The following is a 25,661-nucleotide window of genomic DNA, read 5'->3' on the forward strand; positions in this document are numbered from 1 at the left end:
AAGTATTATTTAGTTAAGTCTTGTTTCAATTTCATCACGTACTCTGAAACTTGCCACATCTCTTTTGTATTCATCTGAGATGCATAAGAACCCATAGAGTTCAATCCGTAATGAATGGTATGGTAAGTAGTACCAATTGTAATGTTTCTGGCTGGATCTGAATATTTCGGAACTCCCAAAATCTTCTCTCTCTTAACCAGTGTACCTTGTCCATCTCCCTTATCTCCATGGCAAATAGCACAATATATGGTATACAACTGACCACCAACGGCCAAATCTTCCTCCATATTCAAAGAATCTAAAGGGCTACTTTGAATTCTTGCCAACTCTTTACCCTCAGGTGTATTTTCATACCCATAAGGTATCCATCCACGTGAAATTGTATTTGCCGGTGGAACCATAGCTTCTTGACCATTTGGAAGAAAACCTACCTCTCCGTAAGCCTCGTAACCTACCGGTTCGTACATGTTAGGCATATATTGATAGTTGGGACTGTTCTTATCGGCACATGCCGTAACACACAGTAGCAACCCAAAAACGATTCCTATTTTGCTAAAACTGTTCATATTTAATGACTGGTTTTTTCAACTATGTTTATCTCTACTGCCCCTGTATCCAACAACAGATCCTTCAATTCTTTCTCATTATCGTGAATATCGATTTCCATTAAAAAATGGTCGTCAGTAGTACGAACATCTGGATTTTCAGCTTCTTTAAAAGGCCACAGACGGCTTCTCATATAAAAGGTAATTACCATTAAGTGAGCCGCAAAGAATACCGTAAGTTCGAACATAATTGGAACGAAAGACGGCATATTCTCTATGTAACTAAAACTAGGCTTACCACCAATGTCCTGAGGCCAATCCTCTATCATGATATAATTCATCATAAGAGTAGCTACAGAAAGACCAATACAGCCATAAATGAAAGATGTTATGGCAATACGTGTTGGAGCCAGACCCATGGCTTTGTCCAAACCATGAACAGGAAATGGACAATAAACTTCTTCGATGTGATGCTTGGCTGCCTTTACCCGTTTAACGGCAAGCATTAGCACGTCATCATCATCATAATATGCATGTATCGCTTTAGATGCCATAGCTATTGTTTCTTATTGTTTAATAATATTGCTTGACCTGCCCAATCATCTCTTTGCGCCCTACCTGGGAACGATTCGGTAATTGAATCTAACAAATCATACTCTTTATTGGTCATTCTACCTACCTGGGCAAAAGTGAAAATTCCAATTCCATTAAGAGTTGCTTCCATCTGTGGCCCAACACCTTTAATTTCTTTAAGATTATCTGCCGTCTCTTTAGTAGCATCAAATTTACCGATAGTACTTAAAAGCTCCGATACACTTTCGCTAGTATCTTGCTGAGGAACAACTTCACCCATCAAAACATCATCAGTAATAACTTCCTCTTTTGTAGTCGTTTCAGTTAATTTAGTAATCTGATATAATGGCTGACCCGCATCTCTCAATTTCTTGTACTTGCTTCCAGACGATTTCAAAATAGATTTAACCTCTGCCTGAGCAATTACCGGGAACGTTCTAGCGTACAGTAAGAACAATACAAAGAAGAATCCAATAGTACCTACAAAGATTCCTATATCCACAAACGTTGGTGAGAACATCGTCCAAGAAGATGGAAGGTAATCACGGTGAAGCGAAGTAACGATAATTACAAAACGTTCAAACCACATACCTATGTTCACTACAATAGAAATTGCAAATGAGAACATGATACTCGTACGTAATTTTTTGAACCACATAAACTGTGGAGAGAATACATTACAAGTCATCATTGACCAATATGCCCACCAGTAAGGTCCGGTTGCTCTGTTCAAGAATGCGTATTGTTCGTACTCTACACCAGAATACCAAGCCATAAAAAGTTCTGTTATGTAAGCACAACCTACAATAGAACCTGTTAACATGATAACGATGTTCATTAACTCAATATGTTGAACAGTAATATAATCTTCTAAATGACACACTTTACGCATGATAATCAAAAGCGTGTTCACCATTGCAAATCCAGAGAAAATTGCACCAGCAACAAAGTATGGAGGGAATATAGTTGTATGCCATCCTGGTATTACTGCAGTTGCAAAGTCAAAAGATACAATGGTATGTACAGAAAGTACAAGTGGCGTAGCCAAACCAGCCAAAACCAATGATACTTCTTCAAAACGCTGCCAATCTTTTGCTCTACCACTCCATCCAAAACTTAAGAGACCATATATCTTCTTTTGGAAAGGAAGTACCGCTCTATCACGAATCATCGCAAAATCAGGAAGCAAACCTGTCCACCAGAAAACCAATGATACAGATAAATAAGTTGAAATTGCAAATACATCCCAAAGTAACGGTGAGTTAAAGTTCACCCATAGTGAACCAAATTGGTTAGGAATAGGTAATACCCAGTACGCCAACCAAGGACGACCCATGTGAATAATTGGGAACAGACCCGCCTGAACAACAGAGAAAATAGTCATAGCCTCCGCTGAACGGTTAATAGCCATTCTCCATTTTTGACGGAACAATAATAGTACAGCGGATATTAGAGTACCCGCGTGACCGATACCTACCCACCAAACAAAGTTGGTAATATCCCAAGCCCAGTTCACGGTCTTGTTCAAACCCCATGTTCCAATACCGGTAGAGACTGTATAAATAATACAACCAACACCCCAAAGAAATGCCACTAAGGCAATGGAAAACACAATCCACCAATGCTTATTGGCCCTACCCTCAACCGGAGCGGCAATATCCACACTAACATCGTGGTAGCCTTTATCCCCGACAACTAAGGGCTTTCGTATAGGTGCTTCGTAATGCGACGCCATATAATTCTATTATAGTTGTTTACTTAAATACGGTTTTATGCTTCGATCGTGTTCCTAACCTTAACATGATAGAACACATTTGGTTTAGTTCCCACATGCTCCAATAAATGGTACATACGGTTACTTTCTACCAATTCGGAAACTTCACTTTCCTTATCATTAACATCTCCAAAGACTATTGCTCCTGTACCACATGCAGATGAACACGCTGTCTGAAACTCTTCATCTTTAACAAGACGTCCATCCCTTTTAGCATCTAAGATAGACTTTTGAGTCTTCTGAATACACATAGAACATTTTTCTATAACCCCTCTTGAACGAACGTTTACATCAGGATTCAATACCATCTTGCCCAAGTCATTGTTCATGTGGTAATCAAACTCGTCATTGTTGTTATACAAGAACCAGTTGAACCTACGAACTTTGTATGGACAGTTGTTAGCACAGTATCTTGTACCTACACAACGGTTATACGCCATATGATTCTGACCTTGACGGCTATGTGATGTTGCCGCAACCGGACAAACCGTTTCACATGGTGCGTGATTACAGTGCTGACACATTACTGGCTGAAAAGCTACTTGCGGATTAGCTGCTGGATGCTCCAACTCACCAAAGCCACTTAAAGAACCTTTATCACCTGTTAAACCATCAAATTCATCTTTCTTGATATTATCTCCCTCAAAAGTATCTTCTGAAGAATAATATCTATCGATACGCAACCAGTGCATATCCCTACTCTTTCTAACTTCTTCCTTACCTACCACCGGAACGTTGTTCTCTGCATGACAAGCAATAACACAAGCACCACAACCGGTACATGCATTTAAGTCTATTGACATGTTAAAGTGATGACCGATAGAACGATCAAAACTATCCCATAAATCTACAGATGTAGCAGGAACCTCTTGATGGTCTAATGACACCACAGGTTGCTCGTTCCATTCTGCGTGATCTTTTGTATTAAATATCTCTAAGGTAGTCTCCTTAATGATATCTCCTCTACCCATTAAAGTCTTATGCAACTGAATACATGCAAATTCATGCATTCCAGAAGCCTTCTCTATAGTTGCAGCTTGCACACTATTAAAGTCTTGATATAAAGGATAAGCATTTACACCAGTCTGCATCTCAGTTTTCATACCAACTTTTCTTCCGTAACCGAAAGAAAGACCGATAGAACCAATAGCTTGACCTGGCTGGATGATTACAGGAATATTATTTACTACAACACCATTTACGGTAACATTGGCATAACTACCATCTAAACCACCGTTAGCCACATGCTCGTTTACAAAACCTAAACGCTCTGCATCTGCCTTAGAAACAGTAACATAGTTATCCCAAGATACTCTAGTAATAGGATCAGGGAATTCTTGTAACCAAGGGTTATTTGCTTGTTGTCCAGCACCCATACCCGTTTTAGAGTACAAAGTAAGCTCAACACCACCACCACTTGTAGCGTTAACCAAGCTATTAATTGCGGTTGCAATAGGAATTCCTGATTGCGCAACAACTTCCTCTACAACATCAACAGCTTCTTTATCTACTTCAGCAGAAACTGTATTCTCAGGATCAGCATCAGTACTAGAAGCCAAAGTCATACCTGCAGCAGAATAAACACCATCATGAAGTGCTTTGTTCCAATCGTTACCAGCCAAAATTGACTGAGTCCAAGTTTCCTTTACGTATTCGTAGTATGATTTATCGCTACCTAACCAAGTTAATAAAGCTGTTTGAAACTGTCTTGTATCAAAAAGCTCTTTAATAGTTGGTTGAACCAAACTGTATTGCCCTTTCTTGATCTGAGTATCACCCCATGATTCTAGGAAGTGGTTAGCAGATGCGGTATACTGAGCAACTTCCGTAGTTTCGTTCCAGTTATTAGAAAACACAACCGAAAGACCTACTTTCTCAACACCTTCTTTGAAATCTGCCGCATTTGGCAAAGTATACATAGGGTTGACACCATCTACTAATAACGCACCAACTTTGCCCGCTTTCATATCAGAAATCAACTTCTGTACCGCCATAACATTACCTTGTCTAACATAACGAGGAGAAGCAGCATCAAATGCTTTACTTCCCAACATTTCGTTTATTGCAAGCACAACCGTTTGGGCGTTTATATCATCTAGACCTGTAACAATTACAGCTCCACTTTTATTTTTTCGTATTTCAGCAGCAACGTCGTCAATAGTCTTTTGAACATTCTCAGAAAGTTCACCACCAACACTTGTTCCGTTTAACTTAGCATACAACTGAGCCAAAGCTATTTTCTGTTGCATTGGAGTTAAAGGCACACGCTTATCAGCATTGGCACCACTCAAACTCATATTCGCCTCAAACTGTACGTGACGAGACATTTTACCGTTTTTAGGCACTCTACCTTTTGCATAACCGCCATCATAGCCACCACCTTGCCAATCCCCTAAGAAATCCGCTCCGAAAGAAACTATAAGTTCAGCTTTTTCAAAATCGTAATCTGCCAATGCACGCTCACCGTATTTTGCTTCAAAAGCACTAGCCGCTGCATCCTCTGAAATAGCATCATAAACCACATGGTTTACATTACTATATTCAGCCTTTAAGTCACCAATTAGTCTATCCGTAGAAGGACTAGCATAAGTTTGAGTCAACAATGCAATTTGCTGACCTGAGCCTTTAAGACTTCCCAACTTTGCTTTAACGGCCGCATCTAAAACAGACCATTCAGTAGGCTCACCATTTGCCATGGGACCCTGTAAGCGCGTACTATCATATAATGAAAGTACAGATGCCTGAACTCTAGCATTTGCAGAACCCGCTACTTTAGCATCTTTATTATTTTCAACTTTAATTGGACGACCTTCTCTTGTCTTTATAAGAATACTTGCAAAATCAAAACCGTTTGCTATAGTAGTCGCATAAAAATTTGCAACACCAGGAATAATATTTTCCGGCTGAACAACATAAGGAATAGATTTATGCACAGGTCCTTCACAGGCAGCCAATGAAGCGGCTGCTGTACTAAAACCTACGTACTTGAGGAAATCTCTTCTGTTAGTAGATGTAGCGGATAGACTTTCTTTGTCACCCAAAAAATCATCTACAGGAATCGGTTCAACAAACTCGTTCTGCTTTAGCGTCTCAACAATGGAATCGTTCGGATTTAACTCCGCCTCGTTCTTCCAATATTTTTTGTTTGATGCCATACGTTTTTATGTAATTAGCTACTTTCTAGTTCGATTAATAATGACACTTTCCACATTCCAAACCACCCATTTGTGCGGCCGTCAACTTTTCAACACCATATTTCTTGGAAAGCTCGGTATGAATTTTATCGTAGTATGCGTTACCCTCAACTTTAATTTCAGTCTCACGGTGACAGTTAATACACCAACCCATAGTCAAAGGAGAGAATTGATACATAACCTCCATTTCCTCTACAGGACCATGACACTGCTGGCATTCAATTCCAGCAACACTTACGTGCTGAGAGTGATTAAAATATGCAAAGTCTGGCAAATTATGAATACGCACCCATTCAACCGGCTTGCTTTCACCTGTATATTTTTGATTCTCCTCATCCCACCCTACAGCGGCATATAACTTCTTAATCTCTTTGTTATAATCAACACCATACTCACGCTTACCTTCTTCCAAGGTCTCGTCAGCAACTTGATAAATTGATTTATGACAATTCATACACACATTAAGTGCAGGAATACCGGAAGTCTTAGATACCCGCGCAGAAGAGTGACAGTACTTACATTCTATTTTATTATCACCAGCATGAATACGGTGAGAATAATGAATTGGCTGTATTGGCTGATAGCCTTGATCAACACCAACTTGCATCATCCAACCATAAGCAAAATAAGCACTACCCAATAATAGAAAAATAACGGTTACCAAAACTAAAAACTGATTTTTAGCAAAAGCTTTCCACAAAGGCAATCGTTTTGCAGACGCTTCATCTTCTAAAACAACTCCGTTTGCCTCTGCAATTCTTCTAAGGGTTTTATTCACCAAGAACAACATCCCAACCAAAAGTGCAAACACAAGTGCAAGAGCACCCAAAATAACTTCGTTTGATATTCCTCCTGAAGCAGCAGCGCCCGAAGCAGCTGCAGCATCTTCACCAGCAGCGGCCGGAGCAGCTGTTTTTGGCGGAGCAGCCGTGTAAGCTAAAATATTATCTATATCCTCATTAGAAAACGTTGGAAAAGGAGTCATTGCCGCTTGATTGTACTCAGCGTACACCTTTTTAGCATAAGCATCTCCCGAAGCAATTAAACCTGGGCTGTTTTTAATCCACTTGTATAACCACTCACGATCTAAACCTTCATCGTCGGACAACCTAGTCTCTACATTAGCTAGAGCCGGCCCGGTCATTTTACGATTCAAAGCGTGACAAGCAGCACAGTTTTGATTAAATAGCGCTTTCCCTTTTGCAGGATCTCCCGCACCAGCAGCCTCAGTAGCAGCTTCGTCTGCAGCACCGTCTTCTTGAGCAGATATAGAAACGGAAAATAACAGGAAAACAAATAGAGTTACACCTAAAACCTTAGAAATCGAATGGCGGTACGGAACCTTTTTCATATGAATCTTATTTCTATCGATATTTTGGCACGATAATTTCATTTAGAGAAATACTTATATTGTTATTATCAGTGCTAAAATCGAAGGCAAAAATAAGCATTAGACTTTATTTTGAAAATGTTAACGGATCTATAATGCACAATTTATAATTATTCTAAATAAAACGCGGCTCTATTGATTACTTACGAATAAACTACTTTTGCATAAAATATTAAAACCCAATTATTTCACTACAATGAAGACAATTTTTGTACTTAGTTTCACCATGGCGTCTTTAACATTTAGTTATGCCCAACAAGGCCAAATTAACATTGAACAAGACGAAAAAATCACGGATTTAATCGAAATATACAAGACTTCAAACGAAAGTTCGGATTATTATCGCATTCAAGTCGGCTTTGGCTCTTACAGCAAAGCACAAAATCTCCAAAATAATGTGGAGCAAGATTTTCCAGACCTTCCCTCCAAAATTGATTTTGATTCCCCCACATATCGAGTTAGAGTGGGTAGATTCCAAAACCAGTTAGATGCCGAAAGAAAATTTAAAGAAGTCCGGAAAAAATATCCTGACGCCATGTTATTAAAACCAAAAAAATCGACCCGTTAAGGTCGATTTTTTTTTACAATTTATTATTAGATAAGCTCTCAATCGTATTCTAAACCTAGGTTTATTTAGACTTCAGCTTCTTTTTAACCTCTACTTCTCTGAAAGTCTCTACAATATCTCCTTCCATTATTTCATTGAAGTTCTTCACCTGAAGACCACAATCATAACCTTTGGCTACTTCCTTAACATCATCCTTGAAACGTTTCAAAGAAGATAGCTCTCCAGTATGAACAACAACACCATCTCGTATAAGACGCATTCCTGCAGAACGGTATATCTTACCTGTTGTAACCATACAACCAGCAATTGTACCAACTTTTGATATTTTAAAGGTCTCTCTAATCTCTGCAGTACCAGTAATCTCCTCTTTTATCTCTGGAGAAAGCATTCCCTCCATAGCGTCTTTAAGGTCATTAATAGCATCGTATATAATAGAGTACATTCTGATATCAATTTCCTCTTTCTCTGCTACATCTCTAGCATTACCCATTGGCCTTACATTAAAGCCGATAATAATTGCGTCAGACGCAGAAGCTAGCAACACATCAGATTCGGTAATAGCACCAACACCTTTATGTATAATATTAACTTGAATTTCTTCTGTAGATAATTTCTGGAAAGAATCGGTTAATGCTTCAACAGATCCATCAACATCACCTTTCAAGATAATGTTCAGCTCTTTAAAGTCACCTAAAGCAATTCTTCTTCCAATTTCATCTAGAGTAATATGACGTTGAGTTCTAACTGACTGCTCACGTTGCAATTGCGAACGCTTGGTAGCAATCTGTTTAGCTTCTCTCTCATCCTCAAGTACATGAAACTTATCACCTGCTTGTGGCGCACCATCAAGACCTAAAATAGATATTGGTGTAGCTGGACCAGCTTCTTTAACGATATTTCCACGTTCATCCTGCATGGCCTTAACTTTACCACTATTGGTACCCGCCAAAACGTAATCACCAATTTTAAGGGTTCCGCCTTGAACTAATATAGTAGAGACGTAACCACGTCCTTTATCCAAAAATGCTTCAACAACAGTACCGTTAGCTCTCTTATTGGGGTTAGATTTAAGCTCTAATAATTCAGCTTCTAGCAATACTTTTTCAAGTAATTCTTTTACTCCTTCACCAGTTTTTGCTGAAATATCCTGTGATTGAATCTTACCGCCCCAATCTTCCACCAACAAATTCATCTGCGCTAAGCTGTCCTTAATTTTCTCAGGATTCGCTGCCGGTCTATCAATTTTGTTTATTGCAAATACAATTGGCACACCCGCTGCTTGCGCATGGCTAATTGCTTCTTTCGTCTGTGGCATGATTGAATCATCCGCAGCAATTACAATAACCGCAATATCCGTAACCTGAGCACCCCTTGCCCGCATAGCGGTAAAGGCTTCGTGACCTGGTGTATCCAAAAATGTAATTTTCTGACCACCTTCTAGCGTAACACCATAAGCACCAATGTGCTGTGTAATTCCACCACTTTCTCCTGCAATTACGTTAGCCTGTCTAACATAATCCAATAAAGATGTTTTACCGTGATCTACATGCCCCATTACTGTGACAATAGGTGCACGTGGCTTTAAATCTTCCGGAGCATCTGCTTCAACTTCTATAGACTCTTCAAGGTCTGCTGTAACAAATTCCACTTCAAAACCAAACTCTTCCGCAACAATAGATAAAGTTTCAGCATCTAGACGTTGGTTCATCGTAACCATAATACCAAGAGACATACATGCCGAAATAATTTCGGTTGTAGAAACTTCCATCATAGTAGCAACCTCACCTACGGTTACAAACTCTGTAACCTTCAACACTTTGCTCTCTAATTCTTGCTGCTCAAGATCTTTTTCCGTTTGTTGACGGTGTTGATCCCTTTTATCTCTTCTGTACTTAGCTCCTTTACCTTTTTTAGATTTACCCTGTAATTTCTCTAAGGTCTCTCTAATCTGTTTTTGTACGTCTACTTCAGTAGGCTCTACCTTAGGAGCTCCAAAACGTGAATTTCCTCCACCTGGACTTTTCCTAGCTGCTGGACCAGTACCACGAGGTCTTGGTGCATTAGGCTTGGCATTACTACCAGGGCTACTTACTATACGTCTTCTTCTCTTCTTACGATCAGCATTAGAATCAGAACCCGCCTTAGCATCTTCTTTCTTCTTCTTAGGTTTATTGAACTGGGAAAGGTCAATTTTAGCCGTAATCTTAGGACCTGTAAGTTTCTTGTATTTTGTGGTTAAGACACCATCATCCTTTTTATCTTCAGAACCTTCTTCTGTTGACGCTTCTGCCGCAGGAGCTTCGGTTTTTACCTGCTCTACTTTCTTTTCTTCAGGAGCTTTAGGCTTTTCCTCAACGGGAGCTGGCTTAGCTTTTGGTTTCTTAACAGCATCAAGATCAATTTTTGCAATGACCTTAGGCTTTTCAACTATATTTTTAGCAGGCTTATCTTCAACAACAGGTTGTTGTTTCTGTTCTACCTTCTTTGGTTGCTCTACCTCTTTTGGTTTCTCAACCTCGGCGACAACTTCTTTCTCTATCTTCTCTACTTCTTCTACTTTTTCCTCAACGGGATCAGTAGTAGCATCAACTTTAGGCTTCTTATCAGCATCAAGATCAATTTTGCCAACTGTCTTAGGCCCCTGAAGCTCAACTTTGCCAACCAGAGTTTTCTCCGCCTCAGCAGCACGTTTTTCTCTAGCTGTACGTCTATCTTCTTGCTCTTGCTCTAACTGCAATCGCAAAGCCTCTTTTTCCTTACGCTTTTCTTCACCTACTTCTTTGGAGGCGACTTTTTTGCTCTTATCGGTCTGAAATTCTCCTTGAAGTACTTCGTAAACCTTATCGGAAATCTTTGTAGTAGGTCGCGCATCGATATCATGCCCTTTTGAGGCAAGAAAATCAACAGCCCTATCCAAAGAAATATTAAACTCTTTGAGGACCTTATTAAGCCTAATTTTTGCAATGTCTGCCATAAATACTTTCTCCTAATTCTCTTTAATCCTTGCTAATATACAGAACTCCAATGGGGTTTTACAATCCAACACATTAGCAGAATTTTCCGCTAAAGTATTAAAACCCGTGACGAGTTCATAGCTAATCTTCTAATTCTTCTTTCAGAATACGCACAACTTCTGAAATAGTTTCCTCTTCCAAGTCGGTACGTTTTACTAAATCAGCTACATCTTGCTCTAAAATACTACGAGCTGTATCTAATCCTATTTTCTTGAATTCTTCAATAATCCAAGCATCAATCTCATCTCTAAACTCTGTCAACTCAACATCTTCCTCAACACCTTCTCTAAACACATCTATCTCATAACCAGTTAACTGACCAGCTAATCGAATGTTATGCCCACCACGACCAATAGCTTTAGAAACCTCTTCAGGTCTTAAGTAGACTTGCGCCGTCATCTTCTCGTCATTCAACTTCACAGAAGACACTCTTGCAGGACTCAACGCCCTAGTCACCATTAACTGCGGGTTGGCAGTCCAATTGATAACATCAATATTTTCATTACCCAATTCACGAACTATCCCGTGAATCCTAGAACCTTTCATACCTACACAGGCTCCTACAGGATCAATACGGTCATCATATGAATCAACAGCAACCTTTGCTTTTTCACCTGGTATACGAACAACCTTTTTGACTGTAATAAGACCGTCGTAAACTTCTGGAATTTCTTGAAAAAATAATTGTTCCAAAAATTTAGGAGAGCTCCTAGACATAATAATCGTTGGTTTGCTACCCTTTAACTCTACACTCTCGATTACACCACGAACATTATCTCCTTTTCTAAAGAAGTCAGATGGTATCTGTCTATCTTTTGGTAAAATAATCTCATTACCCTCATCATCTAACAAAATAATTGCTTTATGACGAATATGATGCACCTCTGCAGTATAAATCTCACCCTCAAGTTCCTTAAAGTGCTTGTAAATGGTTGTATTATCGTGCTCGTGAATTTTTGAAATCAAGTTTTGACGAAGCGCCAAAATAGCTCTTCTTCCCAAATCTATAAGCTTCACCTCTTCAGAAACATCTTCACCAACTTCAAAATCCGGCTCAATTTTACGTGCCTCCGTAAGTGATATCTCTTCGTTTGGCTCTTCTACCTCACCATCTTCTACAACTATACGGTTTCTCCAAATCTCTAAATCACCTTTATCAGGGTTGATAATGATGTCAAAATTGTCATCAGAACCAAATTTCTTCTTAAGAGCACTTCGGAAAACATCTTCCAAAATGGCCATTAAGGTTACTCTATCTATGTATTTGTCGTCTTTAAATTCCGAAAAAGACTCAATCAGTGCAATATTTTCCATTATGCTACTATTACCTTTAAAATTTTAAAATGACTTTTGCTTCTTTAATATCAGAAAAATTGATTTGCTCTTTTTTCTGAACTGTAACTTTCCCTTTTCCAATAGGTTTGGGCTCCCGTGCCTTCCATTCCAGCACAATACCTTCATCGTTAGTTCCGGTTAAATTCCCCTCAAACTCACCCCCTTGGGTTCTTACCGCAAGCTTTCGACCAATATTCTTTACGTACTGCCTTGGCATTACTAGTGGGGATGCCGCTCCCGAGGAAGTAACCTCTAACGAAAAATCATACTCCTCTCGATCTAATTCATTCTCGATTGCCCGACTAATTCTAACACAATCTTGCACTGTCACCCCTTCATCACCATCCAAAACCACCCTAATGGTATTGTCCGCTAACATCGAAAATTCGATTAAAAACAATGAGCCATCTTCTTCCAGGGCATCACTTAAAAGGGTTTCAACCTTACTCTTCAACATAACATTTAGAAATAAAAAAGAGGACTAAATTGTCCCCTCATGAATACTTTTATATCCTTTCAGTCCCGCAAATATACAATTTTTTTGTTTCCCGCAATATCCGATTCACCTAAAGAGTTCTATATCATATCAATTCATGCTAAATTAACGATTTAATAGTACTTTTAAACATCTCAACCAAACTAATAACCATGGAAATACTCTCATCTTATAATATGATTATTGGCGCTTCCGCCATAGTCATTATCTCTTTTTGGTTCAACGGCATCTCAAAAAAAACCAACATCCCGTCCGTTCTCATGCTAATTGTTTTGGGTGTTGCCCTTCAATTTGGTCTTAAATATGTTATTGGAACCGAAATAGACTTCGAGAAAAATCTTCGTGGCACTTTAGAGATAATAGGTACTGTTGGATTGATTATGATTGTACTTGAAGCCGCCCTAGAGCTTGAGCTAAAACGCGAAAAACTAATACCCATACTTAAATCTATGGCTATTGCCCTTATAGGTCTTGTTGCTTCTGCCTGGGTAGCCGCCCTAGTACTTTATCAGTTTATTGACGGTATGACTATGCAGTCCGCATGGCTATACGCCACCCCCCTTTCCATTCTATCGAGCGCTATAATCATCCCCAGTGTCAGTAGCCTAAAGGAGGACAAGAAGGAATTCCATATTTACGAAAGTACCTTTTCAGACATCATGGGTATTATGATGTTCTATTTCCTTACAGGAGGACTAGACCCTGAAACTGATTCTGGGCCCGTTGCTTTTGCAGGAAACATTGTCCTAACCATAGTTATTGCCATAATTGCCAGTTATGCACTAGTACTCATTTTTCAGAAAATTAAAAGTCAGGCTAAACAATTTTTATTAATAGCCGTATTACTTCTTTTATATGCTATTGGGAAAAAGATGCACCTCTCCTCACTTATCATAATTTTGATATTTGGCTTGGTGATTGCGAACGTAAAATTGTTTTTTCCCGGTAAGACCGCCATTTTTCTTGAAAAGGAAAAAATGCAACAGGTTTTTCACGAACTACATATCATTACCCTAGAAACAGCGTTTGTAGTCCGTACTTTTTTCTTCGTGATTTTTGGAGTTACAATCGTACTTGCCTCGCTTATGAGTCTTAATGTTGCTATGGTGAGTATTCTGATTATCGCATCTATATATGTTATTCGGTTCCTTATTTTAAGAATTTTTATCGGAAAAGATATTTTACCACAGGCTTTTATAGCCCCAAGAGGGTTGATTACCATATTATTGTTCTATGCTATTCCCACAGAAGCAGAAGTTGCAGGGTTTGAATCTGGAATTCTGTTGTTTGTTATTATTGCCACAAGTTTAATTATGACCTGGGCCATGATACGGGACAAAAAGAAAATGGGTACGATGCTAGATGAGATTGATGAAGAAATTTTAGCCCGTAATGAAGCCGAAGATCAACTTAACGAACATAACTCCGAAACTCTAGAAACAGAACTAAACGAAGAAACCATAAAAAATAAGGAAGACACTCCCGGAGAGATAGAAGGCACAGGACTGGACAACACTCCTATTTAGTGTGAAAAACAAAAAACCCGATACTTTGCAGTATCGGGTTTTAAAATTTCTGTTGGCCTACTAGGACTCGAACCTAGAACGACTGTACCAAAAACAGCTGTGTTGCCAATTACACCATAGGCCATTACCGTAAATATCGCTGAAACAAGTTCAGCATTTGAGCGTGCAAATTTAAAACAAAGTTTTGTTTACACAAACATTTTTTACAACAAAAAATCAAAATCCTCACAACTCACAGATTTCCAGCATTATAAAATTAACAAATAAATTCATTTCTATCCAGCAAGACCAGCTCACAAGGCGGTAACTGTGTGCAAATCTATATTCATCTTACAAAGAGCTTGTTAAAGGTTTATCAAAAATGACCATCCATATCTATATTAATTAGTAAATTCGCCGCATTGGTTAAACCTCATAGTACATGTTTTCAAAGAACTTCGAAAAATGGGACAATCTTCTTGGATGGTCCGTCTTTTTTATAGCCCTAATTACCTATGCAATCACTGTTGAACCCACGAACAGCTTTTGGGATGCCGGTGAATACATTGCCACTTCGGCAAAACTTCAGGTAGGTCACCCACCCGGAGCACCGTTGCTTCAAATGATCGGCGCCTTTTTTGCAATGTTCGCTATTGAACCCGATCAAGTGGCTCGCATGGTGAACTACGTTTCTGGTGTATCAAGCGCATTTACTATTCTTTTTATGTTTTGGACGATTACCAATCTTACCCAAAAACTTATAAAAAGTAAAGATGATGTTATAACGAATAGTAAGGCTATCGCCATTTTTGGTAGCGGTATTGTTGGTTCTCTTGCCTTCACCTTTTCTGATAGTTTTTGGTTTAACGCAGTAGAGACAGAAGTTTACTCCACAGCTAGCCTACTCATGGCTCTATTGCTTTGGCTAGGTCTAAAATGGACAGATGATCTTGAAAACCCGAGAGGAAACAAATGGATTGTTCTTATTTCGTATGTAGTGGGACTTACTTTTGGTGTTCAGTTTATGGGCTTTTTAGCCATACCATCAATTGGATTACTTTTCTATTTTAAAAAGTACAAAACAACGACCGTAAAGAACTTTCTAATTGCGAATATTGCCGTAATTGCGGTATTAATGTTGGTTTACAAATTCTCGCTAACCTATGTTTTAAACCTTTTTGGTTGGGCAGAAGTCTTCTTTATCAACAATATTGGTCTTCCATTCAACTCAGGAACTATAATTATGGGGCTCATATTTATAGCCGCATTCTATTTTGGATTAAACTACACCCGAAAGAATAATTTTAAAATAGCAAATACCATTGTTCTTTGTTTGATGTTTCTATTCTTAGGTTTTTCTTCTTGGATGATGCTTCCTATTCGTGCAAATGCAAGAGTAGTCATTAACGAAAATAACCCAGAAGACGCACGTGCTTTGCTAGCCTATTACAATCGTGAACAATACCCAGGTGTTGACAGTCCCGTTTACGGAACCTACTACTCCAATACTTTTGGAGCAGGTGGCGAAGACAAAGACGAGGCCCCTAAATATGAAAAAGACGAAAAAACAGGTAAATACGTAATTGTAAATTACTACAAAGGAGCCATACCGGGAGATGACCCTAAACATATTGGCTTTTTACCACGTATGTGGAGCGGTCAGAATGCAGAAAATTACATGCGGTATTTTGGCCCATTAGATTTTAAGATGACACAATCTAATGAAGAGCTAAGAAAAGCGGTATCCCAAGTAAAAGATGGTTTTGCCAATGGCGAAATAGATGCCGAACAATATATTAGCTTCCTAAGAAGGTTTAGTGATTACATTGAAGTACAGCCACCATCAGTTTGGCAAAACGTAAAGTACATGGTGCAATTTCAGTTTGGATACATGTACTGGCGTTATTTTATGTGGAATTTTACAGGAAAAAACAATGACGTTCAAGGTCGCTACAACGGAAACGGAGAATGGCTCAGCGGAATTGACTTAGTTGATAGCCCTCGTTTGGGGAGCCAAGACAACTTACCTGATGAAGTTAAGAATAACAAAGCCAGAAATACTTATTTCTTTTTACCCCTTATATTAGGTATTGTGGGCATCTTGTTTCAAATAAGTAAAAACCCAAAACAGTTTTGGGTACTTTTAATATTCTTTTTATTCACTGGTCTCGCTATACAATTTTATACCAATCCATACATCTTTCAGCCGCGTGAGCGAGATTACTCGCTCGTTGGTTCTTTTTATGTTTTTGGAATATGGATAGGTCTTGGGGTTTATGGCCTTTTTGATGAACTTAAAAAATACCTCACTCCAAAAATATTGGCACCAGCAGTAACTATAACCTGCCTTTTGGCCGTTCCTACGGTAATGGCAATACAGAACTGGGATGACCACGATAGATCTAATCGTTTTACCGCTAATTCATCGGCTAAAGCTTATTTAGATTCTTGCCAAGAAGATACTGGCGCTATACTCTTTACTATTGGAGATAATGATACCTTCCCGCTTTGGTATGCTCAAGAAATTGAGGGTTATCGGACAGATGTGCGTATTATCTGTACCAGCCTTTTTGAAACAGATTGGTATATAGACCAGATGAAGAGAAAGGCTTACGAGAGCGAAGCCATACCTTCACAAATTGCCCACGACAAGTACCGTTGGGGATCTCGTGACGTACTATACTACCAAACGGTAGATCCACTTTTCAACAAAAAAATATCTGAAAGCCGTTGGTCTATTCAAGATTTCATAAAGTGGGTAGATAGTGACAATCCCCAGACGAAATTGAAATACATTTTAGAAAGGCAAGAGAACATTGATTTAGATGCTTATTCCGAAAGTAGCCAAAACATTGTTTATTACCCTACGAACCTGCTCCGTATACCGGTAAACAAAAAGAATGTTCTAGAAAGTGGACTGGTAAAAGAGAAGGATTCTGCGTTAATCGTTGACTATATAGATATTGACCTACCTAAAAGCGCAATTACCAAAAAGAGCATGATGATGTTAGACATCATAGCTAATAATGACTGGAAACGCCCTATTTACTTCTCTGGAGGTAGTTTTGATGATGCCGAATTTATTTGGATGAAAGACTATTTACAATTAGATGGAATGGCCTACAAATTGGTACCGATTAAAACAGAACGAAGAAATTCTTTTGAAATGGGCCGTATAGATTCTGACCTAATGTACGACGTAGTCACCAATTGGGATTGGGGTAACTCTGGCGAAGACATCTACCATGATCCGCAAACGCGTATTCAAGGGCTGTCTTACCGTAGCAACTTAGCTAGACTACTTGAGCAGCTATTGAAAGAAGATGACATAGAGAGGGCAAAAAACATCATAGACATCTCTATTAAAAACCTTCCGGTAGAAGATTTTGGATACTACACCTTTGTTGAACCTTTTGTTGATGGTTATTACAAAGTTGGCGAAACAACAAAAGCACGAGAGCTTTTTGGAAAATTAAAATACATCTACCAAGATCGTCTGGATTACTACTCAGGTATTCCTTTGGAAGAGCAGTACGAGAAAATAGACGAAATCATAGCCGACATGGAAGGATATAGAAGAAACATAGATATCCTAATAGGCAATAATGATCGTGATATGGCTGAGAAAGAAACCTTAATATTCAATGAATATATAGACAAGTTTCAGCACTTCTATAAAGATAATATTCTAAAGGAAGATGATATGGAGCCTAGTCAAAACCCTGACTTAGAAGATAGCGTTTCTATTTCGGACACCACTGCTATAGATGCCGCTACCACAGAGGAAAAGACATTGGATACCACTCTAGTACCAAGCACCAATTAAGTTCATCCGCATTTAAGCGAACTAAAAAACGCCGCTACATAATGAATGTAGCGGCGTTTTTTTTATTTTAATATGAAGAGGATAAAATTACCCTGAGACTTCATGAGAAATAATATTATTAAAGCACTATAGGTATTCGTTTAGAATCCCAATAAGCGTATTAGCATCTTGCTCACCACTCTGGCGCCATACCATTTCGCCTTTCTTGTAAATCATTAAAGTAGGCAACCCTTTAACACGAAGTGCCTGGGCAAGCTCTTTATTCTTATCTACATCAATTTTTATAACCTTGCCTTTATCACCTAAGGCAGCAGCTACATCGCGTAGAACGGCATGCATTGCATTAGATTGCTCGTTCCAATCCGCATAAAAATCCAAAAGAACAGGAATTTTTAAATCTATTAGTTCACCAAACTTTGACATAAGTAGTTATTGGGTTAGGAGCCAAAAGTAAGAAAAATTGTTAAATTGCCACCTATAGCCCCAATTTTATAGACTTTTGGAGGCGTTAAAATCGTGTTAAGCTTTCTTTTTAAGCGTAATTACCGTTATCTCAGGCCAAATACCAACTCTACCCGGATACCCTAAAAAGCCAAAACCTCTGTTGACATTTATATACTGACCCAGCTCTTTATATATACCTGCCCAATATCTATAACGCCATTTTACAGGACTCCATTTTATCCAACCAGGTATTTCAATACCAAACTGCATACCATGTGTATGGCCGCTTAATGTAAGGTGATAATGATACTCATCATGCAATACCACATCTTCCCAATGAGATGGGTCATGACTCATCAGTATTTTAAAATCGTCTTTATTAATATCAGCAACTGCTTTTTTAAGGTCACCTGCTTTTTTGAAGCCGCCACGACCCCAATTTTCTACACCTACTAAAGCAATCTTATCATCGCCTCTCTTTAAATATCGGTTTTCGTTCAATAAGAGGTCAAAACCTATATTACGTTGAAGGGTTTTCAAATCCTCTAAATTCTGATGCTTCGCCTCTTCTGTATCCCAATCTACATAATCTCCATAATCATGGTTTCCTAAAATTGAAAACTTACCGTCTTTCGCATCAAGAGTTGCAAAAAGGTCCGCCCAAGGTTCCATTTCGGTAGCCATATTATTTACCAAATCACCGGTAAAAAGAATAACATCACTTTTCTGCTTATTCACAAGGTCAATAGCATATTCAATCTTCTTTCTATTATCAAAACTACCACTATGTACATCGGATATTTGGGTGATTTGATAGCCATCAAAACCATCGGGCAAATCATCAAACTCCAAATTATATTTAAGAACCTTAAAATTATACTTCCCTTTGTACATCCCATAAAGTAAGGCACCAAAAGGAATTGCCGCCAGACCAAGACCAATCATACTTAAGAATTTCCTGCGTTCGGGGAAGGTGAATTGCTTTGATTCTCCTGAAAATTTATAATAAACACTTGATAAAAACCTGAATATATCTTCCGAAAACAAGAACAAAATAGTCACTAACTCAAAAGACAGAACGGTTAACAAAAATCCAAAAGCATAGCTTTTTGGCCTACTAAGCACCCTTCCTTCTTCCTCTCCAAATGTAAATTGATAGATAAAATTCCCAAGTACCACAACAGCTACCGTTATAAAAAGGTAGTATACCCAAGGGTATCTGGTTACGGTTTTTAGAGCCTGCAAAGTATAGAGGCCCAACACAAAATAAGCGATAACAAATATAATCCAACGTAGCATAGATACAAAGGTATTTTAATCTGGTATGAGGATCACCCCATTTAGAGTTTATTTAACCCTATTTACTATATTCACGATTGTTTCTGAGTCGGTTACGGCAATTTCTGTGTCTCGCAAAAAGGAAGAAGAATTCATGGAAACCTTACTAGTATTGGGCAAGGTTCTTGAAAATTTTGTTCCCGAAAGATGAACAGCCTTGAATCCTCCATTTTTAAAATCCATAACATTGGTTGGTCTCACTCCTCCACCAGGCATTATAGTACATGTTGAAGCTTTCTTATGAAGCCTGTTCAAAAGGTCTAATCCTTCAGGAGCGGATTTTTGTTGCCCTGACGTTAATATATAATCTACATTTAAAGCTTCCAATTGGGACAAGGTTTCAAAAGGCTCTTTCACCCAATCAAATGCCCTGTGAAAAGTAAACTTTAAGTTCCCGGAAGCTTTAATCAGCTCTTCCGTTCGGTCTATATCCAACGAAAAATCCGTTTTTAAAACACCTGAAACAATTCCCTCAAACCCCAATTCTACACATAAGGCAATATCTTCCTTCATAATTTTCAACTCATCGGCAGGATAGGTAAAATCTCCACTACGCGGGCGTATCAAAATATGAATAGGGATTGAAATTCGCTCACGCACGCTTTTTAACAAACCATATGATGGAGTAATTCCACCCACAGCAAGTTCAGAGCAAAGCTCTATACGGTGGGCACCAGCCTTTTGAGCATTTAATGCAGATTGCAAGGAATTGGCACAGACTTCTACTAGCATTTTACTTATATTTAATGCCTAAGTGGCATTTTAAAACTACACCTAAAATAGAAATCTCAAGACCATGCAAAGAAGAAAGTTCTTAAAAAATTCGACCGCCGCAACGGCCGGTCTAATTTCAGCTCCTTTATTGGCTGCCCAAAACAATATATCTCCCGCCCTATCAACGAATGAAATAACACCCATAAAACCTATAGTAATATGTACTTGGGATTTTTTTAATGCATCTTCAAAAGCATGGGACGTATTAAAAGATGGCGGCTCTTCATTAGATGCCGTAACCGAAGGAGTAATGGTAGAAGAGAATGATGTAGACAACCAAACCGTTGGTGTTGGCGGAAGACCTGACCGGGACGGCAATGTTACTTTGGATTCCTGTATTATGGACAAAGATGGTAATTGTGGTGCTGTACTGGCCATGCAAAATATTGCCAATCCTATTTTAGTTGCTCGCAAGGTTATGGAAGAAACTCCACATGTCATGCTTGCCGGAAAAGGTGCAGAACAATTTGCTTATGAAATGGGATTTAAAAAAACCAATCTTCTTACCGAAAAATCAAAACAAGAATGGATGGAATGGAAGAAGACCTCACAATACAAACCCATTATTAACATTGAGAACCATGATACCATAGGTATGCTCGCCATTGATGCTAACGGCGATATTTCCGGTGCTTGTACCACAAGTGGTATGGGATATAAAATGGCTGGCCGAGTAGGCGACTCCCCAATTATTGGAGCTGGACTTTTTGTTGATAATGAAGTTGGCGGAGCTACTGCAACAGGTGTAGGCGAAGAGGTTGTTCGCACGGTAGGCAGCTTTCTTATTGTTGAATTAATGCGACAAGGGAAATCTCCCCAAGAAGCTTGTAAGGAAGGTGTAGAGCGTATTATGGCCAAGAATAAAGGCCGAGATGATTTTCAGATCGGGTTTATAGCTATTAATAAAAAAGGAGAAACTGGTGGTTATTGTGTTCATTCAGGATTCACATATCGGTCATACTCTGAAGAAGAACATGTAAATACCCCAGTTAATTCTTTTTACAAGAAGGAGTAAAACTGTATTTATATATTATGGCAAAATTGGATGAGAATATAAAAATATTGGTAAACATGAATTCATGAAATATTTGTTAGGTTTTATGCTGTTATGTTATTTACCAATATTGGCGCAAACCAAAACCTACGTAGTTCGTAAAACTCCCAATGATTTCTTAGTTACCGGAGATGGTTCTGCCAAGGAATGGGAGAATGCCATAGTACTTAGTGATTTTTCAAATCAATACCAACCCAAAAATTTACCTGAAACCAATTTTAAGGCCTTATGGTCAACTACTCATTTATATTTTCTTTACTACGTTGAAGATCATGAGATAATAACCCAACAAAGAGGTATTGAAGAATTAGATACTGCTAAATCAGACCGTGTTGAAATATTCTTTAAGCCTGACGATGAAACCAAACCCTATTATTCTCTTGAAATGGATGCACTAGGAAGACATTTAGATTCAGATGCGGATTTTTATAAAAACAATATTGATTTAGATTGGGATTGGCCTACCAATGATTTTGTCTTGAAAGCATCACAACATTCAAAAGGCTATACAGTAGAAGGGTCAATAAGCTTAGAATCGCTTCGTACATTGGGTATTTATAAAGACGATGGATTTTTAAACACCGGATTATATAGAGGTGAATATTACAGTAACGCCGATAATAAAGTTTCTATAAAATGGATTAGCTGGGTAGTTACCAGTACTGAAAGACCCAACTTTCACGTTCCGAACTCTTTTGGAATTCTTAAACTAGAGACCCTAGAATGAAGGATATTATGCAAAAGTAATCACAAATTTTTCCGCATCTAATTTATAACTTTTTACAAAAAAGGAAAATAGCTTTTATTGTGCATTCACTCCACATTCATATATTAGGGGGTATATAATATAAGATCATATAGATAATCCTCAAAAAATTTATATCAAATCTTAAAACATTAAAAAGAGTTCAAAAACTTAACTAGCTTTGGAACCTTTTGAAAAACTATAAAATGCCAGAACAAAAACGACTTTTCTTACTAGACGCTTACGCACTTATTTTTCGGGGTTACTATGCCCTTATAAAAAACCCAAGAATAAATTCTAAGGGTATGGACACTTCCGCTATTATGGGTTTTATGAATTCACTTTTTGATGTTATCAAACGTGAAAAACCTGACCACTTGGCTGTTTGCTTCGATAAAGGAGGAAGCGCCGAGCGAACAGAATTATTTCCGGAGTACAAGGCAAACCGAAATGAGACACCTGATGCCATAAAAATTGCCGTACCTTATATACAAGACATACTCAAGGCCATGCATATTCCATCTGTTGTTCTTGAAGGATGGGAAGCAGATGACATTATTGGCACCTTGGCAAAACAAGCTGAAAAAGAAGATTACAAAGTTTTCATGGTTACTCCTGATAAAGATTTTGGTCAGTTGGTTTCGGAAAACATATTCATGTATCGCCCAGCAAGAATGGGTAACGGTATAGAAATATGGGGAATTCCAGAAATACAAAAACGTTTTGGCGTGGAACGTCCCGAACAGGTAATTGATTACTTGGGAATGATGGGTGATGCGAGTGATAACATACCGGGATTACCGGGGGTTGGTGACAAAACCGCTAAGAAATTTATTGAACAATTTGGCTCTATGGAAGGCCTTTTAGCTAATACCGATAAGCTGAAAGGTAAAATGAAAGAAAAAGTTGAAGATAATAAGGAACTAGGTCTTCTTTCCAAAAAGCTTGCTACCATTTGTATCGAATGCGATGTTACCTTCAATGCAGAAGATTACGAAATGTCCGTTCCCGACAGCGAGAAAGTACAAGTCATTTTTGAAGAACTTGAATTTAGAAGGTTAAAAGATCAGTTCATAAAAATATTTTCGGGAGAAGCAGAACCCCAGACACAAGTAACTAGCACTGATACCGCAAAAAAAGAAGCAGTAACATCATCATCTGCCGGTAGCGGACAATTCTCTCTTTTCGGTGGCGATGGAGCAAGTGCTGCTACAATAACAGACAGCTCTAGTAGAAAAACGATTAAGGACATATCTCATGTTTACCAAAGTGTGGCTCCTAGCATGGCCATGAAACTATTTGTTCAAAATTTGATGAAACAGACTTCCGTTTGTTTTGATACGGAAACCACTTCGTTAAATCCGTTGGAGGCCCAACTTGTAGGTATTGCTTTTTCTTGGGAGGCCACAAAAGGATATTATATTCCATTTCCAGAAGACAAGGGAGAAGCCCAAGAACTTATAGAAATTTTACGCCCTTTCTTTGAGGCAGAAAACATTGAAAAAATAGGTCAAAACCTCAAATATGATATCAAGGTTTTAGATAAGTATGCTATTAAAGTAAAAGGAATGTTCTTTGATACTATGTTGGCGCATTACCTTATTAATCCTGATATGCGCCACAATATGGATGTACTTTCAGAAACATATTTGAACTACACCCCTATTTCAATAACCGAACTCATTGGAAAAAAAGGCAAGAACCAATTGAACATGCGCGATGTTCCCTTGGAAAAGCAAACAGAATACGCAGTAGAAGATGCCGATGTTACCTATCAATTGGCTGAACACTTCAGACCTGAGCTTGCGGAAGCAAAGACAGACGTGCTTTTTAAAGATATTGAAATACCATTGCTACACGTTTTGGCGGATATGGAACTAGAAGGCATCAATCTAGATGAGAAATTCTTGAATTCCCTTTCCGAAGACCTTAATAACGATATAAAAAATCTGGAAGAAAAAATCTATGAAGCAGCTGGTGAAGAGTTTAATATAGCATCACCAAAGCAACTAGGCGAAATTCTCTTCAGCAAAATGAAATTGGTAGATAAGCCTAAAAAAACCAAAACAGGTCAGTTTTCTACAGCCGAAGATGTACTTTCTTATCTAGCTAAGGACCATGAAATCATTAAAAATGTATTGGATTACCGAGGGCTAGCAAAGCTAAAAAGCACCTATGTAGATGCATTGCCAGAACAAGTAGAACCAACAACAGGAAGAGTACATACGGATTATATGCAAACTGTAGCCGCTACCGGCCGATTGAGCAGTAACAATCCAAACCTACAGAACATTCCGATTCGCACGGAAAGAGGTCGCCAAGTCCGAAAAGCCTTTGTACCTCGTGACGAAAATTATATTTTATTGGCAGCGGATTATTCCCAAATAGAATTACGGATTATTGCTGCATTAAGCGAAGAAACCACCATGATTGAAGCTTTCAAAAATGGCGAAGATATTCACGCTTCTACTGCTTCAAAAGTATTTAATGTGCCTATTGAAGAAGTTACCCGAGAGCAGCGTAGCAATGCCAAGACCGTTAACTTCGGAATCATTTATGGAGTTTCCGCCTTTGGATTGAGCAACCAAACCGACTTATCCCGTTCGGAAGCCAAAGAGCTTATTGACACCTATTACAAAACCTATCCAAAGCTTCGTAGCTACATGAGCGATCAAGTAAATTTTGCTCGAGATAATGGCTATGTACAAACCGTTTTAGGCCGAAGACGTTATTTAAAAGATATCAACGGAAGTAATGCCATAGTACGTGGAGCTGCAGAACGTAATGCGGTTAACGCACCTATACAGGGTAGTGCTGCGGATATTATAAAGATTGCGATGATTAACATCCATAAAAAACTTGATGAAGGCAACTACAAATCCAAAATGCTTTTACAGGTACATGATGAATTGGTATTCGATATTTTCAAACCGGAATTAGATGAGTTAAAAGGTGTCATAAAATCTGAAATGGAGAATGCTTACAAATTATCGGTGCCATTAGACGTAGAAGTTGGTATTGGGCAAGATTGGCTGGAGGCGCATTGACATACAAAACCCGCTGTTTCACAACAATTATTCGTTGAA

The 25,661-nt window shown here is 38.5% G+C and carries 17 protein-coding genes and 1 tRNA gene; 6 read left to right on the top strand and 12 right to left on the bottom strand.

The window, feature by feature from the left end:
• Positions 1–5 precede the first annotated feature (5 nt).
• Genes IWB64_RS03005 through IWB64_RS03025 form a run of 5 tightly spaced genes read right to left on the bottom strand, consistent with a single transcriptional unit; the run spans position 6 to position 7,437 of the window.
• On the bottom strand, positions 6–566 hold the full coding sequence (locus IWB64_RS03005) for a c-type cytochrome (protein ID WP_194532611.1): 561 nt from the start codon (positions 564–566) through the stop codon (positions 6–8).
• 2 nt (positions 567–568) lie between these two features.
• Positions 569–1,099, bottom strand: coding sequence for a DUF3341 domain-containing protein (locus tag IWB64_RS03010; RefSeq protein WP_155594810.1), 531 nt, complete (start codon positions 1,097–1,099; stop codon positions 569–571).
• A gap of 2 nt (positions 1,100–1,101) precedes the next feature.
• Positions 1,102–2,853 (bottom strand): NrfD/PsrC family molybdoenzyme membrane anchor subunit, encoded by a 1,752-nt coding sequence (nrfD, locus tag IWB64_RS03015; protein ID WP_194532612.1) that lies wholly within the window; start codon positions 2,851–2,853, stop codon positions 1,102–1,104.
• Between the two features lie 35 nt (positions 2,854–2,888).
• On the bottom strand, positions 2,889–6,047 hold the full coding sequence (locus IWB64_RS03020) for a TAT-variant-translocated molybdopterin oxidoreductase (RefSeq protein ID WP_194532613.1): 3,159 nt from the start codon (positions 6,045–6,047) through the stop codon (positions 2,889–2,891).
• A gap of 34 nt (positions 6,048–6,081) precedes the next feature.
• Positions 6,082–7,437 carry a cytochrome c3 family protein gene (locus IWB64_RS03025; RefSeq protein WP_194532614.1) on the bottom strand — a complete coding sequence of 452 codons (1,356 nt, stop codon included), beginning with the start codon at positions 7,435–7,437 and terminating at the stop codon, positions 6,082–6,084.
• 235 nt (positions 7,438–7,672) lie between these two features.
• Here IWB64_RS03025 and IWB64_RS03030 point away from each other — a divergent pair, with 235 nt between their 5' ends.
• Positions 7,673–8,044 (top strand): SPOR domain-containing protein, encoded by a 372-nt coding sequence (locus tag IWB64_RS03030; RefSeq protein ID WP_194532615.1) that lies wholly within the window; start codon positions 7,673–7,675, stop codon positions 8,042–8,044.
• Positions 8,045–8,105: 61 nt separating this feature from the next.
• Here the strand turns inward: IWB64_RS03030 and infB are convergent, their stop codons facing one another.
• The 3 genes from infB to rimP form a co-directional block, all read right to left on the bottom strand.
• Positions 8,106–11,018: a translation initiation factor IF-2 gene (infB, locus tag IWB64_RS03035; protein WP_194532616.1), complete on the bottom strand. Its 2,913-nt coding sequence runs from the start codon at positions 11,016–11,018 to the stop codon at positions 8,106–8,108.
• A gap of 121 nt (positions 11,019–11,139) precedes the next feature.
• On the bottom strand, positions 11,140–12,372 hold the full coding sequence (gene nusA / locus IWB64_RS03040) for a transcription termination factor NusA (protein ID WP_155594815.1): 1,233 nt from the start codon (positions 12,370–12,372) through the stop codon (positions 11,140–11,142).
• A gap of 16 nt (positions 12,373–12,388) precedes the next feature.
• The gene (gene rimP / locus IWB64_RS03045) at positions 12,389–12,850 is read right to left on the bottom strand and encodes a ribosome assembly cofactor RimP (RefSeq protein ID WP_194532617.1); all 462 of its coding nucleotides are present in this window, start codon (positions 12,848–12,850) and stop codon (positions 12,389–12,391) included.
• A 191-nt stretch (positions 12,851–13,041) separates the two neighbouring features.
• Here rimP and IWB64_RS03050 point away from each other — a divergent pair, with 191 nt between their 5' ends.
• A complete protein-coding gene (locus tag IWB64_RS03050; RefSeq protein WP_194532618.1) occupies positions 13,042–14,415 on the top strand; it encodes a cation:proton antiporter domain-containing protein in 1,374 nt (457 codons plus the stop codon).
• Positions 14,416–14,467: 52 nt separating this feature from the next.
• Here the strand turns inward: IWB64_RS03050 and IWB64_RS03055 are convergent.
• Positions 14,468–14,539 (bottom strand) — tRNA-Gln (locus tag IWB64_RS03055).
• A gap of 297 nt (positions 14,540–14,836) precedes the next feature.
• Between IWB64_RS03055 and IWB64_RS03060 the strand changes: the two genes are divergently transcribed.
• Complete coding sequence (locus tag IWB64_RS03060) at positions 14,837–18,220, top strand: glycosyltransferase family 117 protein (protein ID WP_194532619.1); 3,384 nt, start codon at positions 14,837–14,839, stop codon at positions 18,218–18,220.
• A 126-nt stretch (positions 18,221–18,346) separates the two neighbouring features.
• Here the strand turns inward: IWB64_RS03060 and IWB64_RS03065 are convergent, their stop codons facing one another.
• The 3 genes from IWB64_RS03065 to IWB64_RS03075 all read right to left on the bottom strand — a co-directional run bounded on the left by IWB64_RS03065 (position 18,347) and on the right by IWB64_RS03075 (position 20,734).
• Entirely contained in the window at positions 18,347–18,643 is a 297-nt protein-coding gene (locus IWB64_RS03065; protein WP_155594819.1) for a thioredoxin family protein, read from the bottom strand.
• 96 nt (positions 18,644–18,739) lie between these two features.
• The gene (locus IWB64_RS03070) at positions 18,740–19,963 is read right to left on the bottom strand and encodes a metallophosphoesterase (protein ID WP_194532620.1); all 1,224 of its coding nucleotides are present in this window, start codon (positions 19,961–19,963) and stop codon (positions 18,740–18,742) included.
• A 48-nt stretch (positions 19,964–20,011) separates the two neighbouring features.
• Positions 20,012–20,734 (bottom strand): copper homeostasis protein CutC, encoded by a 723-nt coding sequence (locus tag IWB64_RS03075; protein WP_194532621.1) that lies wholly within the window; start codon positions 20,732–20,734, stop codon positions 20,012–20,014.
• Between the two features lie 64 nt (positions 20,735–20,798).
• Between IWB64_RS03075 and IWB64_RS03080 the strand changes: the two genes are divergently transcribed.
• The 3 genes from IWB64_RS03080 (at position 20,799) to polA (ending at position 25,622) form a co-directional block, all read left to right on the top strand.
• On the top strand, positions 20,799–21,791 hold the full coding sequence (locus tag IWB64_RS03080) for an isoaspartyl peptidase/L-asparaginase family protein (protein WP_194532622.1): 993 nt from the start codon (positions 20,799–20,801) through the stop codon (positions 21,789–21,791).
• Positions 21,792–21,855: 64 nt separating this feature from the next.
• Positions 21,856–22,557, top strand: coding sequence for a carbohydrate-binding family 9-like protein (locus IWB64_RS03085; protein ID WP_194532623.1), 702 nt, complete (start codon positions 21,856–21,858; stop codon positions 22,555–22,557).
• 224 nt (positions 22,558–22,781) lie between these two features.
• Positions 22,782–25,622, top strand: coding sequence for a DNA polymerase I (gene polA, locus IWB64_RS03090; RefSeq protein ID WP_194532624.1), 2,841 nt, complete (start codon positions 22,782–22,784; stop codon positions 25,620–25,622).
• Positions 25,623–25,661 lie beyond the last annotated feature (39 nt).

Source organism: Zobellia nedashkovskayae, from assembly GCF_015330125.1.
In the GTDB taxonomy this organism is placed as follows: Bacteria; Bacteroidota; Bacteroidia; order Flavobacteriales; family Flavobacteriaceae; genus Zobellia; species Zobellia nedashkovskayae.